The 13,154-nt window shown below is 69.9% G+C and carries 16 protein-coding genes; 8 read left to right on the top strand and 8 right to left on the bottom strand.

Annotated elements, in window-relative coordinates; genetic code table 11:
* Positions 1 to 6: 6 nt before the first annotated feature.
* Positions 7 to 1,422 (bottom strand): xylan 1,4-beta-xylosidase, encoded by a 1,416-nt coding sequence (locus tag ACFWP5_RS05850; protein WP_384150958.1) that lies wholly within the window; start codon positions 1,420 to 1,422, stop codon positions 7 to 9.
* Between the two features lie 188 nt (positions 1,423 to 1,610).
* Between ACFWP5_RS05850 and ACFWP5_RS05845 the strand changes: the two genes are divergently transcribed.
* Positions 1,611 to 2,705, top strand: coding sequence for a DUF5925 domain-containing protein (locus tag ACFWP5_RS05845; RefSeq protein ID WP_384150799.1), 1,095 nt, complete (start codon positions 1,611 to 1,613; stop codon positions 2,703 to 2,705).
* Positions 2,706 to 2,906: 201 nt separating this feature from the next.
* On the opposite strand, the gene ACFWP5_RS05840 is transcribed toward ACFWP5_RS05845, so the two are convergent.
* Positions 2,907 to 3,278: a GntR family transcriptional regulator gene (locus ACFWP5_RS05840; protein WP_384150797.1), complete on the bottom strand. Its 372-nt coding sequence runs from the start codon at positions 3,276 to 3,278 to the stop codon at positions 2,907 to 2,909.
* A gap of 104 nt (positions 3,279 to 3,382) precedes the next feature.
* On the opposite strand from ACFWP5_RS05840, the gene ACFWP5_RS05835 reads away from it, so the two are divergent.
* Both ACFWP5_RS05835 and ACFWP5_RS05830 read left to right on the top strand, forming a co-directional pair.
* Positions 3,383 to 4,312: a GNAT family N-acetyltransferase gene (locus ACFWP5_RS05835; protein ID WP_384150794.1), complete on the top strand. Its 930-nt coding sequence runs from the start codon at positions 3,383 to 3,385 to the stop codon at positions 4,310 to 4,312.
* Positions 4,293 to 4,793, top strand: a complete 501-nt coding sequence (locus ACFWP5_RS05830; protein WP_384150791.1) for a DUF402 domain-containing protein — start codon at positions 4,293 to 4,295, stop codon at positions 4,791 to 4,793. Before ACFWP5_RS05835 ends, ACFWP5_RS05830 begins: the two co-directional genes overlap by 20 nt.
* A gap of 16 nt (positions 4,794 to 4,809) precedes the next feature.
* Here ACFWP5_RS05830 and ACFWP5_RS05825 read toward each other — a convergent pair whose 3' ends face one another.
* Entirely contained in the window at positions 4,810 to 5,418 is a 609-nt protein-coding gene (locus ACFWP5_RS05825) for a class I SAM-dependent methyltransferase (protein WP_384150788.1), read from the bottom strand.
* Between the two features lie 137 nt (positions 5,419 to 5,555).
* Between ACFWP5_RS05825 and ACFWP5_RS05820 the strand changes: the two genes are divergently transcribed.
* Positions 5,556 to 5,690, top strand: a complete 135-nt coding sequence (locus ACFWP5_RS05820; RefSeq protein ID WP_384150785.1) for a hypothetical protein — start codon at positions 5,556 to 5,558, stop codon at positions 5,688 to 5,690.
* 6 nt (positions 5,691 to 5,696) lie between these two features.
* On the opposite strand, the gene ACFWP5_RS05815 is transcribed toward ACFWP5_RS05820, so the two are convergent.
* Complete coding sequence (locus tag ACFWP5_RS05815; RefSeq protein ID WP_384150782.1) at positions 5,697 to 6,149, bottom strand: GNAT family N-acetyltransferase; 453 nt, start codon at positions 6,147 to 6,149, stop codon at positions 5,697 to 5,699.
* A 193-nt stretch (positions 6,150 to 6,342) separates the two neighbouring features.
* On the opposite strand from ACFWP5_RS05815, the gene ACFWP5_RS05810 reads away from it, so the two are divergent.
* Positions 6,343 to 7,371, top strand: coding sequence for a lytic polysaccharide monooxygenase (locus ACFWP5_RS05810; protein WP_384150779.1), 1,029 nt, complete (start codon positions 6,343 to 6,345; stop codon positions 7,369 to 7,371).
* A 68-nt stretch (positions 7,372 to 7,439) separates the two neighbouring features.
* On the opposite strand, the gene ACFWP5_RS05805 is transcribed toward ACFWP5_RS05810, so the two are convergent.
* Complete coding sequence (locus ACFWP5_RS05805) at positions 7,440 to 8,300, bottom strand: esterase/lipase family protein (RefSeq protein WP_384150776.1); 861 nt, start codon at positions 8,298 to 8,300, stop codon at positions 7,440 to 7,442.
* A 146-nt stretch (positions 8,301 to 8,446) separates the two neighbouring features.
* Complete coding sequence (locus ACFWP5_RS05800) at positions 8,447 to 8,890, bottom strand: MarR family winged helix-turn-helix transcriptional regulator (protein ID WP_384150774.1); 444 nt, start codon at positions 8,888 to 8,890, stop codon at positions 8,447 to 8,449.
* Between the two features lie 95 nt (positions 8,891 to 8,985).
* Between ACFWP5_RS05800 and ACFWP5_RS05795 the strand changes: the two genes are divergently transcribed.
* Positions 8,986 to 9,360, top strand: coding sequence for a cupin domain-containing protein (locus tag ACFWP5_RS05795; RefSeq protein WP_384150771.1), 375 nt, complete (start codon positions 8,986 to 8,988; stop codon positions 9,358 to 9,360).
* Between the two features lie 30 nt (positions 9,361 to 9,390).
* On the opposite strand, the gene ACFWP5_RS05790 is transcribed toward ACFWP5_RS05795, so the two are convergent.
* Both ACFWP5_RS05790 and ACFWP5_RS05785 read right to left on the bottom strand, forming a co-directional pair.
* On the bottom strand, positions 9,391 to 10,908 hold the full coding sequence (locus tag ACFWP5_RS05790) for an MFS transporter (RefSeq protein WP_384150768.1): 1,518 nt from the start codon (positions 10,906 to 10,908) through the stop codon (positions 9,391 to 9,393).
* 336 nt (positions 10,909 to 11,244) lie between these two features.
* Positions 11,245 to 11,841, bottom strand: coding sequence for a TetR/AcrR family transcriptional regulator (locus tag ACFWP5_RS05785; RefSeq protein ID WP_384150765.1), 597 nt, complete (start codon positions 11,839 to 11,841; stop codon positions 11,245 to 11,247).
* Between the two features lie 183 nt (positions 11,842 to 12,024).
* Here ACFWP5_RS05785 and ACFWP5_RS05780 point away from each other — a divergent pair, with 183 nt between their 5' ends.
* Both ACFWP5_RS05780 and ACFWP5_RS05775 read left to right on the top strand, forming a co-directional pair.
* Positions 12,025 to 12,801: an alpha/beta fold hydrolase gene (locus ACFWP5_RS05780; RefSeq protein WP_384150762.1), complete on the top strand. Its 777-nt coding sequence runs from the start codon at positions 12,025 to 12,027 to the stop codon at positions 12,799 to 12,801.
* A gap of 137 nt (positions 12,802 to 12,938) precedes the next feature.
* Positions 12,939 to 13,142: a hypothetical protein gene (locus tag ACFWP5_RS05775; RefSeq protein WP_384150759.1), complete on the top strand. Its 204-nt coding sequence runs from the start codon at positions 12,939 to 12,941 to the stop codon at positions 13,140 to 13,142.
* Positions 13,143 to 13,154 lie beyond the last annotated feature (12 nt).

The following is a 13,154-nucleotide window of genomic DNA, read 5'->3' as shown; positions in this document are numbered from 1 at the left end:
AGTGGCTTATCGCGTGAGCCACTTGACCTCGTAGGCCGCCATGTCGAACTGCTTCCCGTCGACCTTCGCGCTGATCTGCCGGTCCAGGGTGTTCACAACCAGGATCGCCTTGTCGGTGGCCAGGACCCGTACGTTGGGCACGTCGTCGGCGGCGACCGACACCGTCTCGTACGTCGTACCAGGACCGAACGCCGCGTCGAACCGGGAGACCAGGTCGTACATCGGCAACCGCTGCCCGCCGCCGGAGCCGTCGGTCGGCGTCCACAGGCAGCCCGCGCACTCCGTGCCCTTCTCCTCCTCCGGGTTCCAGTAGAAGCCGGAGGTGGCGCCGCCCTTGGCCAGGGCGATCATGCCGGTGGCCTGGACGGCGACGCGGTGGGTCTCGGACCAGCCCTTGCGGTCGTCGTTGCCGTCGGCGGGCTCGACGTAGTACTCGGCCCACCACAGCGGCAGGTCGTGCGTCTGCTGCCGCACCCACTCGCTCACGGCGGTGAGCTTGTCGGTGGCCCCGAACTCGTTCGGCAGCAGGTCGTCGTCGTTGGTGTAGCTGGAGCCGTCGACGACCACGAAGTCCGCGCCGACCTTGTTCTTGTTCCAGTAGGCGAAGGCGTCGATGATCCGCTGGTCCATCGCGCCCCAGGTGCCCTTGAAGGTGCTGGAGGCGTTCGCGTCGCGCGGGTCGACGCTGTCCATCACCAGATACGGGCCGCCGACCATGATCTTCGGGTTGACCTTCTTCAGCGCCTTGTAGACCAGGTTGTAGAGCCGGGTGTAACCCTCGTAGTCCCAGCGCTGTTTGGCGTCGTTCCAGAAGCCCTTGAACTCGTTCCACACGATGAAGTGGGTGACGTCCGGGTACCGCTTGGCGACGGTCGCGGCGAGCGCCGCGTAGTCCGCGTAGTGGTCGGGCTTCGGCGCCGTCTCCAACGAAGCCTGGCTCCAATTGGTGTTGTCGACGCCCGACTTGCCGCCCTTCATCCAGTCCGGGGAGCAGCACAGCGTGATGACCGGGGTGCCGCCCGACTTGCGCATGAAGTCGATACGGCGGTCCACGGCGCCGAAGTCGTAACGCCCCTTCACCGGCTCGGGGTTGTCGGCGCCCCAGCCCATGATGGCCTGGTCCTGCGGCAGTTGGGACTTCGTCAGCAGCCCCTCGACGCGCTCGGTCGCGGTGCCGCTGCCCTCGTCGGCGCTGTACTGGGTGTGGGTGAAGCCCCAGCCGACCTCCGGCCGGTCCTCGCCGGGCGGGGTCGCCGGGGTGCCGTGCACCTTGTCGCCGTCGCGCGAGGTGCCCGCGGTGCTTCCGCCGCCGGGCAGTGTGTTGATCAGGGTCACGATCAGGGCCAGTGCGGCCACGCCCACGCCGAGCAGTGCGGTGAGCCGCCACCGCAGTGCCCCCGAATTCCACCCATGACGTCCCATCATGGGCAACAGTAACGTCGGTGCCGGGCGGTGGGGCAGGTCTCCGCGTGCACAGCCTTGTAACAGGGCGGAGGGGATACACGACGGACACGGAGAGGACACATCGGATGGACCGGACGGAGCCGACACCCGGGGGCGCACTGCGGAAAGCGGGTGCACACGGCCTCCGCGTGCCGGATCATGGCCCCATGTCCGCTAACCCACACGACGCTCTGCCGATCCGGCTCAACGTCGACGACTCCGACTCCCCGTCCGACGTCGTCGACGCGCTGTTCCTCGGCCGCTTCGCGACGGGCGAGCAGCCGTACTCGCACGCGGCGAACATCGACCGCGTCCGGACCGGGGCGACCCTGCTCCCGCCGGGCGCCCGCGTGCTGCGCGCCGCCCGCGACGACGACCGCAGCGCGACCCTGGCCGAGGGCGACGGCTGGACCCTGCTGATCTCCCGCTGGAACCGCGGCGCCGACGTCACGGTCACGGCGACCAGCGAGGAACTCGCCGAGAAGGTCCTCGACCAGGCGACCGACGGCGCGGCGGACGAGCCCGAACCGCAGCCGGAGAACGTGACGATGGGGTTCTGGTACGTCTCCCCCAGGCGCGGCCCGCACCGCACGACCCGGCAGATCTCGGCGGGCACGTGGGACGAGGTGCGCCCCAACTACACGGGGCCGGTGGCCGATGCGATGGACACCCTGATGAAGACGACCCCGGAGGACATCGCGGGCCGGCTGCTGTTGCTGCACGGCCCGCCGGGCACCGGCAAGACCTCGGCGCTGCGCACGCTGGCCCGTTCCTGGCGGGACTGGTGCCAGGTGGACTGCGTGCTGGACCCGGAGCGCCTGTTCAGCGACGTCGGCTATCTGATGGACATCGCGATCGGCGAGGACGACACGACGGGCAAGGGCCGTTGGCGACTCCTCCTCCTGGAGGACTGCGACGAGCTGATCCGCGGCGAGGCGAAGCACACGGCGGGCCAGGCCCTCTCCCGCCTCCTCAACCTCACGGACGGCCTCCTCGGCCAGGGCCGCAACGTCCTGGTCGGCGTCACCACCAACGAGGACCTGGAGCGCCTCCACCCCGCCGTCGTCCGCCCCGGCCGCTGTCTGGCCCGCATCGAGGTCGGCCCCCTCACCCGCAAGGAGTCGGCGAACTGGCTCGGCACGGAGGAGGGCGTAGGACGCGAGGGCGCGACCCTGGCCGAGCTGTACGCCCTGCGCCGCGGCACCCAGCCGACATCGGTACCGGACCAACGGGAGGGCGCGGACGCGGGGTTGTACCTGTGACGACACCGGCTCCGCCACTCCGGTAGACACGCCGACCGCGCCATCCTTCCGACAACACCGGCTGCGCTACGCCTCGTAGCCTGCCCGCAGCGCATCCCGTACGGCGGCCATTCACCTCCGCCGCAACGGCGCTCAGCCACAACGGCGCATCGGGGGGTCCCCCCACGCCCTTAAGGCAGTGGGGGAGGTGCCGAACTCTCCTCAGTCCTCCCCGTAAGCCGCCCGCAGGGCGTCCCGCACGGCCGCCACCGCATCCCCCTCCGTAAGCCCCAGCCGCCGTACTTTCTCCGCATAGACCTGCGCCGCCAACGACGCCTCGCGTTCCGCAGCCGAGCCCGCAGCCGCGACAAACGTCCCGTTGCGCCCGCGCGTCTCGATCACGCCGTCCGCCTCCAGGGCCCGGTACGCCTTGGCGACCGTGTTCGCGGCGAGCCCGAGCGACTCGGCCAGCCCCCGGACCGTAGGCAACCGGTATCCGACCGGCAACACCCCCGCCCGTGCCTGCCCGGAGATCTGCGCCCGCACCTGCTCGTACGGCGCCGCACTGTCATCGATGTGGATCTTCAAGGTCACGGCCCGATTGTCCCGCACCCACCCAGGAACGCACCCTCGGGGAAAACGCATCCTCCGGAAAATAGGAGGCACTCCGGCGCGGCTCCGCCGTAGCGTGCGACCCCATGACCGTGATCGCACGCGACCTGCGCCCCGCTGTCCGGGCGGACCTGGACGGTTTCGTCGAGGTCCGCCGCCGCGCCCTCCCCTACATGCTGTTCACCTCGGAGTCCGTCGCCCACGACATCACCCGCGCCCACCCGGAGGCCAGGCTGCGCAGGCTGGTCGCGGAGGAGGACGGCGAGATCATCGGCACGGCCCAGGTGGGCATCGCCTACGAGAGCCCGGAGCCGGGGCAGGGCTTCGTCAACGTGTACGTGCACCCGGACCGCACACACCGGGGCGCGGGCGCGCTCCTGGTCCGCACCGCCGAGGAGCACCTGGCCGCCCAGGGTGCGACCAGGCTCCACGCCTGGGTCCTGGACGAGCCCGGCAACCGCGCCTTCGCCGAGAAGTTCGGCTACACCGCGAGCCGTTCCGCGCACTTCCTCCGCCTGGATCTGGCCCACGGCACGCTGCCCCCGCTCCAGGACCCGCCGCCGGACGTGGAGATCCGCCCCGGCGCGGACTTCGCCGACGACCTGCGCCCCCTGTTCGAGCTGGACGCGGAGGCGACGCTGGACGAACCCAGCGACATCGACACCGAGTTCACGGACTACGAGGCCTGGCTGGACGAGACGTGGCAACACCCCTTGTTCAGCCCCGAACTGACGTCCGTGGCCCTCGTCGACGGACGCCCGGCGGCCTTCAGCGCCGCCCGCACGGACGGCGGCACCCGCTACGGCACGGTGATGACCGGCACCGCCCGCGCCCACCGCGGCCGGGGCCTCGCCAAGCTCGCCAAGAACGACTCCCTGCACCGCGCCCGCGCCGCCGGATACACGGAGGCGTTCACGGGCAACGACACCGGCAACGGGCCGATGCTCGCGATCAACAAGTGGTTCGGCTACGAGACCTGCGCCACGGAGGTGCGCTATGTCCGTGAACTCGCCTGATCCCGCACGCCAGTTGGACGTCGTCCTCGTCAAGGCGGGCCGTACGAAGATCCGTTACGCGGCGGAGCTGCTCTTCGACGACGGCACCCGCCTCGCCGTCCGCGCCCCGTGGGCCGGTGACGGCGTCCGCGACTTCGGCTTCGTGCGCTTCGAGCGCGGCGACGTGTTCACCGAGTACTACTGGCGGGACCGCTGGTACGCGGTGAAGGAAGTCCGGGACGGCGCCGGGGAGTTGAAGGGCTGGTACTGCGACATCACCCGCCCCGCCACCCTCTCCGGCGCCGAACTCGTCGTAGAGGACCTCGATCTGGACCTGTGGGTCTCCGCCGACGGTTCGGACGTCCGCCGTCTCGACGAGGACGAGTTCGAGGAGAGCGGGCTGGCCGCGTCGGACCCGGTGGCCGCGGCGGCGGCCGTGGCGGCGCTCGACGAGTTGGAGAGGCTGGCCCGTGAGGGCGGGTTCGACGCGCTCCTGGTGTGACGGCGGGCGGGCCGGGCTACGGCACGGCCACCACCGCGTACCGCTCGTCGTCCACGGTCTTCCCCCACAGCAGCGGGTCGTCCGAGAGCCGCTCCACGCGCACGTGCCCGGCGTCGGGTACCAGGGGTGCCAGGAGTCCGGTGAGGCGGTCGGCGGGTATGCCGGCCGGGTTGACCGTGCCCCACACGCCCTCGATCAGCACGAGCCGCCCGCCGGGGCGCAGCAGCCCGCGCCAGTGCCGCAGGACCCGGGCGGGGTCGGGCAGCGTCCACAGCACATGCCGTACGAGGACGACGTCGAAGCGCTGCTCGCCCACCGGGGGTGCCGCCGCGTCACCGATGAGGAACGCCGCGTCACGGCCGGCCAGCTTCGCGCGGGCGAGGTCCACCATCGCCGGGGAGAGGTCGACGCCGGTGACGTGGTGTCCCTGCTCGGCCGCGAGGAGCGACAGGCTGCCGGTGCCGCAGCCGAGGTCGAGGATGTCGGCGGCGCCGGCGGGCAGCCAGGCGCGCAGCCGGTCGGCCCAGGCCCGCCGGGTCTCCGGGTCGCGCAGGCCGTGATCAGGCTCTTCGTCGAAGGCGGCGGCCTCCGCGTCCCAGTCGATGTTCGCCACAGGTTCACTCATGCGCCAAGCGTGACACCCGCCACTGACAGTCCCATCGTGACAGCCGCCACAGACAGACCCGCGCCGATGAGTCACCCTCCCGGGAACGGTCTACCTCGTGAGAAAACACGAACCCGGGTGGACACAAGGAGGCAGCCATGCGCCGCGTAACCGTGCAGAAGCCCCTGAAGAAGTCGGACACCCGCCGTGTGCGCGAGGAGCCCGACGGGCGCCCCGCGGAGCGCCCGGAGATCCGCAAGGACATCGCCCGCACCTGGTGGCCGGACGGCTGACCCCGGTCAGTCCAGCCGCTTCCGGTAGTGGACGCGGTCGTACGGCCCGTCCGTGCGCCGCTCCACGACCTCGTACCCGAACTTCGGGTAGATCTCCTGGTTCTCCCACATCAGCGCGTTCGTGTAGAGCCTGACCTCGGGCAAACCCAGCTCACGCGCGCGTGCGTCCACGAAGTCCAGGAGCAGCCGCCCGACGCCCCTGCCGTGCGCCTCGGGGTGGACGGCGATGCTGTCGAGGAACAGGTGATCGGCACGCTCCTCGATCACCACCAGCCCGGTCACGGGGTCCCCCGTCACGAACACCCGCCCGGCGACCACATTCGCCATGTGGTCCGCCTCCATGGGCTGCGGCACCACACCGATGCGCGCGATGTAGTGGCGGTACGCCATGTCGGTCACCGCCTTCACCGCGGGCACATCAGCGACGACGGCCGCGCGAACCCCTTCCGGTCCACTCATCGGTACCACCTCTCCGGACTCACGGAACCGTCCCTCCCTGAGCCGTCGGTTAGCCCTGCCTTAACACGACCATAAGGATCTCCCTCTCCCGTCTCCAGCAGGCGATTTCGCGGTTTCCAGGGGCTAGCTTCTGATCACCCCCACGGGATCCGTCCCCCGCGCCGAGCACCGTCCGAGGAGTTGGAGTTCCCCCATGCCCGCACGCCGCAAGGCCGCCGCTGTCGCCGTCCTCGGCATGACGCCCCTCGCCCTGACCGCGCTCGCCGCGACGCCCGCGGCGGCGCACGGTTCGATGGGCGACCCGGTCAGCAGGGTCTCGCAGTGCTACGCGGAGGGGCCGGAGCACCCCAGTTCGGACGCGTGCAAGGCGGCGGTCGCGGCCGGTGGCACGCAGGCGCTCTACGACTGGAACGGCATCCGGATCGGTGACGCGAACGGACAGCACCAGACGCTGATCCCGGACGGCAAGCTGTGCAGCGCGAACAACGAGGAGTTCAAGGGCCTCGACCTGGCCCGCGCCGACTGGCCGGCGACGAGCGTGAGCAGCGGCTCGTACACCTTCAAGTACCGCGTGACCGCACCGCACAAGGGCACCTTCAAGGTGTACATCACCAAGTCCGGCTACGACCCCGCGCAGCCGCTCGCCTGGGCGGACCTGGACCTGGAGCACCCGGTCGCGACGTCCACCGACCCGGTCGCCTCGGGCGGCTTCTACACCTTCTCCGGCGCCCTTCCGCAGCGCTCGGGCAAGCAGCTCCTGTACGCGATCTGGCAGCGCTCGGACAGCCCGGAGGCGTTCTACTCCTGCTCGGACGTCAGCTTCGGCGGAAGCGGCACGGGCGCCAACGGCGGCGGTACGGCGGGCAGTTCGACACCGACCCCGGCCCCGGCCGCCCCCACCGCTCCCGCGCCGACCGCCTCCGCCCCTTCCAACCAACAGATCGCGGCCGGTGCCGATAAGTCGACCGTCGAGCACAGCGGCCACGGGGACGCGGACGCGAGCACCTCGGCCGAGCCGGTCGCCGCGACGAACCAGGCCACCAGCGAGGCCAACGAGCCGCAGGCGGCAGGCAGTTCACGGAACCTCGCCGAGACCGGCGCCAACGACAGCTCGCCGTATCTCGTGGTGGGTGGCGCGGCCTCCCTCTCGCTCGGCGCCGCGGCTCTGTTCGCCTCGGTCCGCCGCCGCGCGACCAACGGCGGTGGACGGCACGGTCGTTAGTGCGGCCGTGCAGGGGGCGGGGCCTGTCCGGCGGCTCAGGTCGGACAGGCCCCGCGGTGCGCCTACGGTCAACTGAGCGCCGACAGGCAGTTGGTGGCGGTGGCGTGCGCGGGGTCGAGGGCGTTGGCGACCTCGTGGAAGGCGATCCGGTCGGTGAGCCCGAGCAGGGCGTGCTCCGACAGATCCACTGAACACAGGTTCTGGATCAGCACGTTGTGCACGTCGGACCCGCTCAGGAACTGACTCGTGTAGGGCGTCACGACCTCGTCGTACTTGGTGGCGATGACCGTGTAGTGGACACCGGGGACGGTGTCGCCGCCCGCGTTCAGCTTGGCGAGGAAGGCCGAGCCGGCGACCTGGTCGGCGAGGCCGGGAGCGGCCGAGGAGATCACGTCCTCGGCGCCGGGGAAGTACGGCAGGAGTTCGGTGAGGCCGTCCAGGGTGGTGCCGTGGTTGTCGGGCGCGATACCGACGAAGGTGTTCACCTTGGCGGCACCGCCGAGGAACTTGAGGTAGTAGCGGGGCATCATGCCGCCCTGCGAGTGCCCGACCAGGTCGGCCTTGGCGGCGCCGGTCGCGGCGAGCACCTTGTCGACGTAGACCTGGAGTTGCTCTGCCGACTTGTCGATGGGTCCGAGGCCGTAGACGAGGGGAACTCCGGGGAGTTGGCCGTAGTCGAGGGAGAAGACGCAGTAGCCGCGGGCTTCCAGGTACGGCGCGAGGGTCAGCCAGTTGTCGGTGCTGTTGGCGAAGGTGCCGTGCACGAGGACGACGGGGTGGGGGTGGGCGGCGGAGGGCCGACAACTGTAGTCGTTCCAACCGCTGTCGGGGGCGCTCGCCGCGTGCGCGGCGGTGGCGGGAACGGCGGCGACCGCGGCGGTCAGGAGCAGCGCGGTCAGGGGTCTGAGCAGTCGTTTCCAGGGCAGCATCGTGCGATCTCCTTGCGGCTCAAGGGAGTTGCGACGGCCTTACGCCCTGTGATCCGGATCACAAGAATGCTGTTCACTCGTCAAGTTACGAGCGAGTAGGTGAAGTGTGAAGTTACGCGTCGGTAAAAACTTCCAGTGATAACCAGTCACCAGGTGGGCCTGATGGGACCGTAGGGCGCAATACGCCGCAAACGGTCACACAACACGCGCACTTCACTCTCACCCAGCAGTTCGACCCACGGCGTCACGGCCTCCAGGGCCGCCTCCTCCGCCGCCCGCGTACAGGCCCACCCCAACTCGGTGAGCACGACCAGCCGGGCGCGGGCGTCGCCGGGATGCGGGCGCCGCTCGGCGTATCCCTTGCGCACGAGTTCGTCGACGAGCTGACTGGCGGCCTGCTTGGTGATGCCGAGATGGGCGGCGAGGTCGGTCGCCGTCGCCCCGTCCGGCGCGAGCCGCGCGAAGGCGAAGCCGAACGCCGGGCGCGCCTCGAATCCGCGCGCCATGACCCCTTCGTTGATGCGCTTCGTCAGGTCGCCCGCAGCGGTGAGCAGGGCGGCGGTCAGGGCCATGGCCTCGGAGTTCTCCACCAGGGCATTGAAACACCCTTGACGGATCGGTCAAGCTGCTTGACCATGTGGGATATATGGTCAAGCAGCTTGACTATTCACTTCTGGAGGCAGTCATGCCCGTCATCCACCCGTCCGACGCCGTCGTCCACGAGATCCACGGCGCCCGCTTCGTCTCGTACGCCCATCCCGGCAGCGGCAGCAAGGAGTTGTGCGCGTGGCGGGGCGAGATCCCCGCCGGCGGCAAGGCACCCCTGCACACCGTCAACCGCGAGGAGATCCTGCACATCCTCGAAGGCGAGCTGGTGATCACGCTCGACGGACACACCGAACGGGTCACCGCGGGCGACACGTTGATCATCAACCCCGGGTCGACCTTCGGCGCGGAGAACCGGACCGACCGGACCGTGCTCACGTGGGTCACCACGTCCATCGGCCTGGAGGCGGAATTCGCCGACGGCACGCGCGTCGTCGCGGCGTGGGCCAACTGACGTACGGACCACGGACAAGGAGAGCCTTGGTCACATGTGGACGACCGGGCCGCTCGGTTCACCGCTCTCGGGACGACCCTTGTGGAACATGAGGGCGGCGATCACGGCGCCTGTGGCGAAGAGGCCGGCCGACCACCAGTACGCGGTCGAGTAGCTGTGCAGTTGGGCCTGGGCCATGGTGGCCCGGGTGGGTGTCCTGCCGACGAGGTAGGCGGTCGCGGCGCTCGCGGCGAGGGTGTTGAGCAGAGCGGTGCCGATGGCGCCGCCGACCTGCTGCATCGTGTTGACCGCCGCGGAGCCGACACCCGCGTCCTCGACCCTGATCCCGTGGATGGACAGACTCATCGCGGGCGGCAGCGACAGGCCGATACCGGAACCGATCAGGAGCAGTCCGGGCAGTACCCCGGCGGCGTAGCCGCTGTTCAGGTCGAGCGCCGTCAGCAGGGCCAGGCCGACGGCCGACGTCAGCAGGCCCAGGGGCACGAGGACCTTGGGGCCGATCCTGGGCAGCAGCACACTGATGGACAACTGGGCGACGACCATCAGACTGCCCATCATCGGCAGGAACGCGAGACCCGTCTTGACGGGACTGAAGCCGAGCGAGGACTGCAGGTAGTAGGTCAGGAAGAGGGAGACACCGAAGAGTCCGGCGCTGGCGATGGCCATCACGAGGAAGGACGCGCCCCGGGTGCGGTCGGCCAGGACACGCAGGGGCAGCAGCGGATGCGGGGTACGGGTCTGCCACCAGGCGAAGGCGGTCAGCAGTATCACGGCGGCGACCAGGGTTCCCCAGGTCATCGGCGAGGACCAGTCGTACGTCTCGGCGTTCGCGAAGCCGTAGACCAGACCGAAGAGACCGGCCGAGCCCAGGACGGTGCCGGGGAGGTCGAGCCTGGGCCGCACTGCCGGGGCGCCCTTGCGCATCAGAACGAGTCCGCCGGTGAACGCGATGACGGCGAAGACCAGATTGACGTAGAGGGTCCAGCGCCAGCTCAGGTGCTCGGTGAGCAGTCCGCCCAGCAGCAGCCCGAAGGCGCCTCCCGCGCCGCCGATGGCACCGAAGACACCGAAGGCGCGGGCCCTGTCCTTTGCTGTGGTGAAGGTGACGTTGAGCACGGCGAGAGCCGCCGGGGCGAGCAGTGCGCCGAAGAGCCCCTGCAGGACACGCCCGGTCACCAGCACCTCGAAGCTCGGCGCCGCGCCGGCCAGCGCCGAGGATCCGGCGAAGCCCGCGATACCGACCAGGAAGGCGATCTTCCGGCCGAAGAGGTCGGCAAGCCTGCCGCCGAGGAGCAGCAGACTGCCGAAGGCCAGAGCGTAGGCCGTGACGATCCACTGCCGGTTTCCGTCACTGAAACCCAGGTCGCGCTGCGCGGAAGGCATGGCGATGTTCACGATCGTGACGTCCAGCACCACCATCAGCTGGGCGATCGCGATCACGATCAGGACCCACCAGCGGCGACGGCCGGATGCGTCTTCGACCGCCGTGCGGGCCTGGGGCGGGGACGCTGCCGCTTCCTCAGTCAGAGGCTTGGGCGATGGGGGCATGGGAGATATGGGAGACATGGGACTCTCCGGGAGCGAGGAAAGAGAGCGAAACGAAGCCGTTTCGGTACGCCAGTGTAGGCATATCGTGGCAGTAACTGCCACTAGGCTCAATCTGCCGTGAGGCGGTGACTGTCGTACGAGTGGGAAGCTCCCTCCCGCGCCACGACGTCATCCCTGGCTCGCGGGCGGTGATCCGCGGTTCGAGCGGTGCGTGGCCCTGAGGCCGGCGGCCGGCGAGTTCGGCGCGAGCGCGAGCGGTCGGCACCGGGGCGGGCACGCAGCAGCCACCCCCCACCTCAGCGCCCTCGCGCCCCACGCCCGCGCCTCGGCGAAAGGTCACGCTTCGCCCGGCCCACCCAGGGGAGGCGCGGGGATGGGGACATCGCCGGTACGCAGAAGTTCGAGAGCCTGCTCGATGGCCAGGCCCAAGGCGGAGGGCTCCTCGCTGCGCGCCCATTCCGCGACCGCGATCTCGACGACGGCCGCGATGTTCGCGGCGGCGAGGGCCGCGACCATGTCAGTGGTACGGCCTCCGGCGCGCCGGTGAATCTCCTCCGCGAGGCTCTCGCGCCACAGCCAGTTCACACCGCGCAACTCCGCGTGAAGGGACCGAGTCCGGCCGATGACCTGGTAGACGATTTTTCGCCGTTCCGAGTCGCCCTCGATGGTGCGCCGGACACTGTCGACCACCTGGTACAGGGCCTGCGGCAGCGGGGTCTCCTCGGGCAGGCCGCGCAGTTCTTCCAGTGCGGTGTGGAGGGTGTCTTCGGTGAAGCGGACGACGAGCGCCTCCTTGGTCGGGTAGTAGCGGTACACCGTCCGGGGACCGACCTCCGCCGCGGCGGCGATCTGATCGACCGTCGTGGCGTCGAACCCCTGCTCACTGAAGAGTGCGATGGCCGTGTCCGCGATGAGCTGACGGGTCCGCTCCATCTTGATCTCCCGAAGTCCCACTCCACACCCTCCACGCACCGGCCCACTGTCCCTGTCGGTGCACATTTTGCCATGTGGCGGACACCGCCACATGGCAGTAAGAGCCAGTAAAGTCGGGGCGGAACCCCGGCGTCCGAGACCCCGACGTCCCGATGCCTCTGACGGAAGAGAAAGCAGAAAATCATGGCATTCAGTCGTCGTCAGTTCTCCGCGCTCGGTGCGGGAGTCGCGGCAGCCACGCTTTCCGGAGCCCCGACAGCCCATGCGGCAACCCGCAGGCCCGGGCCCGCAGTGCGCAATGTCGTACTCGTGCACGGCGCCTACGCGGACGGCTCCTCCTGGGCGAAGGTCATCCCGCTGCTGCAGGCAGCGGGCATGAACGTCACCGCCGTACAGAATCCCCTGACGTCCCTCGCCGACGACGTCGCCGCCACGAACTTCACACTGGCCCGGCAGGACGGCCCCACGATCCTGGTCGCGCACTCCTACGGCGGCACCGTCATCTCCGAGACCGGACTCGCACCGAACGTCACCGGGCTCGTCTACGTCGCCGCCCGCGCCCCGGAAGCCGGCGAGGACTACGCCGCGCTCTCCGCGAAGTTCCCCACCCCGCCGGTCACCGCCGGGATCATCACCTCGGGCGGATTCAAGTGGATCGGCCGGTCGGCGTTCCTCGACGACTTCGCCAACGGCGTGCCCAGGAAGGAGGCCCTCGTGCTGTACGCGGCCCAAGGACTGCTCTCGACCGCTCCGCCCACCACGAGTGTCGCCGCCTGGCGCCGGAAGCCGTCCTGGTACGCGGTCTCGAAGAACGACCGCACCATCGATCCCGGCCTTGAGCGCTTCATGGCCCGGCGCATGAACGCCACGACCATCGAGGTCGACTCCGGCCACCTGTCGCTCGTGACGCACCCGGAAGTGATCACCAGGCTCATCCTGCGCGCCGCGGCGAACAGCTGACGCCCCGGCGGCCAGCCGGTACGACGTTCTCGTTCCGTAAGATTTTCTACCGCCCCAGGCGCACCGAACGCGACGAAGCTGAGTGAGGAACACACGGGTACCGCCGCAGACATGACGGTGCGGAGAATGGAGTGAACATGGTGGTCCGTGGTATCGGCGGGATCATTCTCGTCGTGCTCGGCGCGGTCTGGATCGCGCAGGGCGTCGGCACGATGAACGGCTCGGCCATGTCCGGCCACGGCCAGTACGCGGTGCTGGGCGTGGTGGTCGCGCTGATCGGGCTCTTCCTGGTGGTGCGGGCCTGGCAGCTGCGGAACCACAACCTCCGCCAACGCCCCTGAGCGTAGGGACGG

This window comes from Streptomyces sp. NPDC058469 (assembly GCF_042721125.1).
In the GTDB taxonomy this organism is placed as follows: Bacteria; Actinomycetota; Actinomycetes; order Streptomycetales; family Streptomycetaceae; genus Streptomyces.
This window is presented reverse-complemented; position numbering and strand designations above follow the sequence as displayed.

What these genes read in the sequence shown, in the direction of transcription:
- ACFWP5_RS05850 (WP_384150958.1), bottom strand. Translation starts at nt 1,422, where the DNA reads ATGGGACGTCATGGGTGGAATTCGGGGGCACTGCGGTGGCGGCTCACC.
- ACFWP5_RS05845 (WP_384150799.1), top strand. Translation starts at nt 1,611, where the DNA reads ATGTCCGCTAACCCACACGACGCTCTGCCGATCCGGCTCAACGTCGAC.
- ACFWP5_RS05835 (WP_384150794.1), top strand. Translation starts at nt 3,383, where the DNA reads ATGACCGTGATCGCACGCGACCTGCGCCCCGCTGTCCGGGCGGACCTG.
- ACFWP5_RS05830 (WP_384150791.1), top strand. Translation starts at nt 4,293, where the DNA reads ATGTCCGTGAACTCGCCTGATCCCGCACGCCAGTTGGACGTCGTCCTC.
- ACFWP5_RS05825 (WP_384150788.1), bottom strand. Translation starts at nt 5,418, where the DNA reads ATGAGTGAACCTGTGGCGAACATCGACTGGGACGCGGAGGCCGCCGCC.
- ACFWP5_RS05820 (WP_384150785.1), top strand. Translation starts at nt 5,556, where the DNA reads ATGCGCCGCGTAACCGTGCAGAAGCCCCTGAAGAAGTCGGACACCCGC.
- ACFWP5_RS05815 (WP_384150782.1), bottom strand. Translation starts at nt 6,149, where the DNA reads ATGAGTGGACCGGAAGGGGTTCGCGCGGCCGTCGTCGCTGATGTGCCC.
- ACFWP5_RS05810 (WP_384150779.1), top strand. Translation starts at nt 6,343, where the DNA reads ATGCCCGCACGCCGCAAGGCCGCCGCTGTCGCCGTCCTCGGCATGACG.
- ACFWP5_RS05805 (WP_384150776.1), bottom strand. Translation starts at nt 8,300, where the DNA reads ATGCTGCCCTGGAAACGACTGCTCAGACCCCTGACCGCGCTGCTCCTG.
- ACFWP5_RS05795 (WP_384150771.1), top strand. Translation starts at nt 8,986, where the DNA reads ATGCCCGTCATCCACCCGTCCGACGCCGTCGTCCACGAGATCCACGGC.
- ACFWP5_RS05790 (WP_384150768.1), bottom strand. Translation starts at nt 10,908, where the DNA reads ATGCCCCCATCGCCCAAGCCTCTGACTGAGGAAGCGGCAGCGTCCCCG.
- ACFWP5_RS05785 (WP_384150765.1), bottom strand. Translation starts at nt 11,841, where the DNA reads ATGGAGCGGACCCGTCAGCTCATCGCGGACACGGCCATCGCACTCTTC.
- ACFWP5_RS05780 (WP_384150762.1), top strand. Translation starts at nt 12,025, where the DNA reads ATGGCATTCAGTCGTCGTCAGTTCTCCGCGCTCGGTGCGGGAGTCGCG.
- ACFWP5_RS05775 (WP_384150759.1), top strand. Translation starts at nt 12,939, where the DNA reads ATGGTGGTCCGTGGTATCGGCGGGATCATTCTCGTCGTGCTCGGCGCG.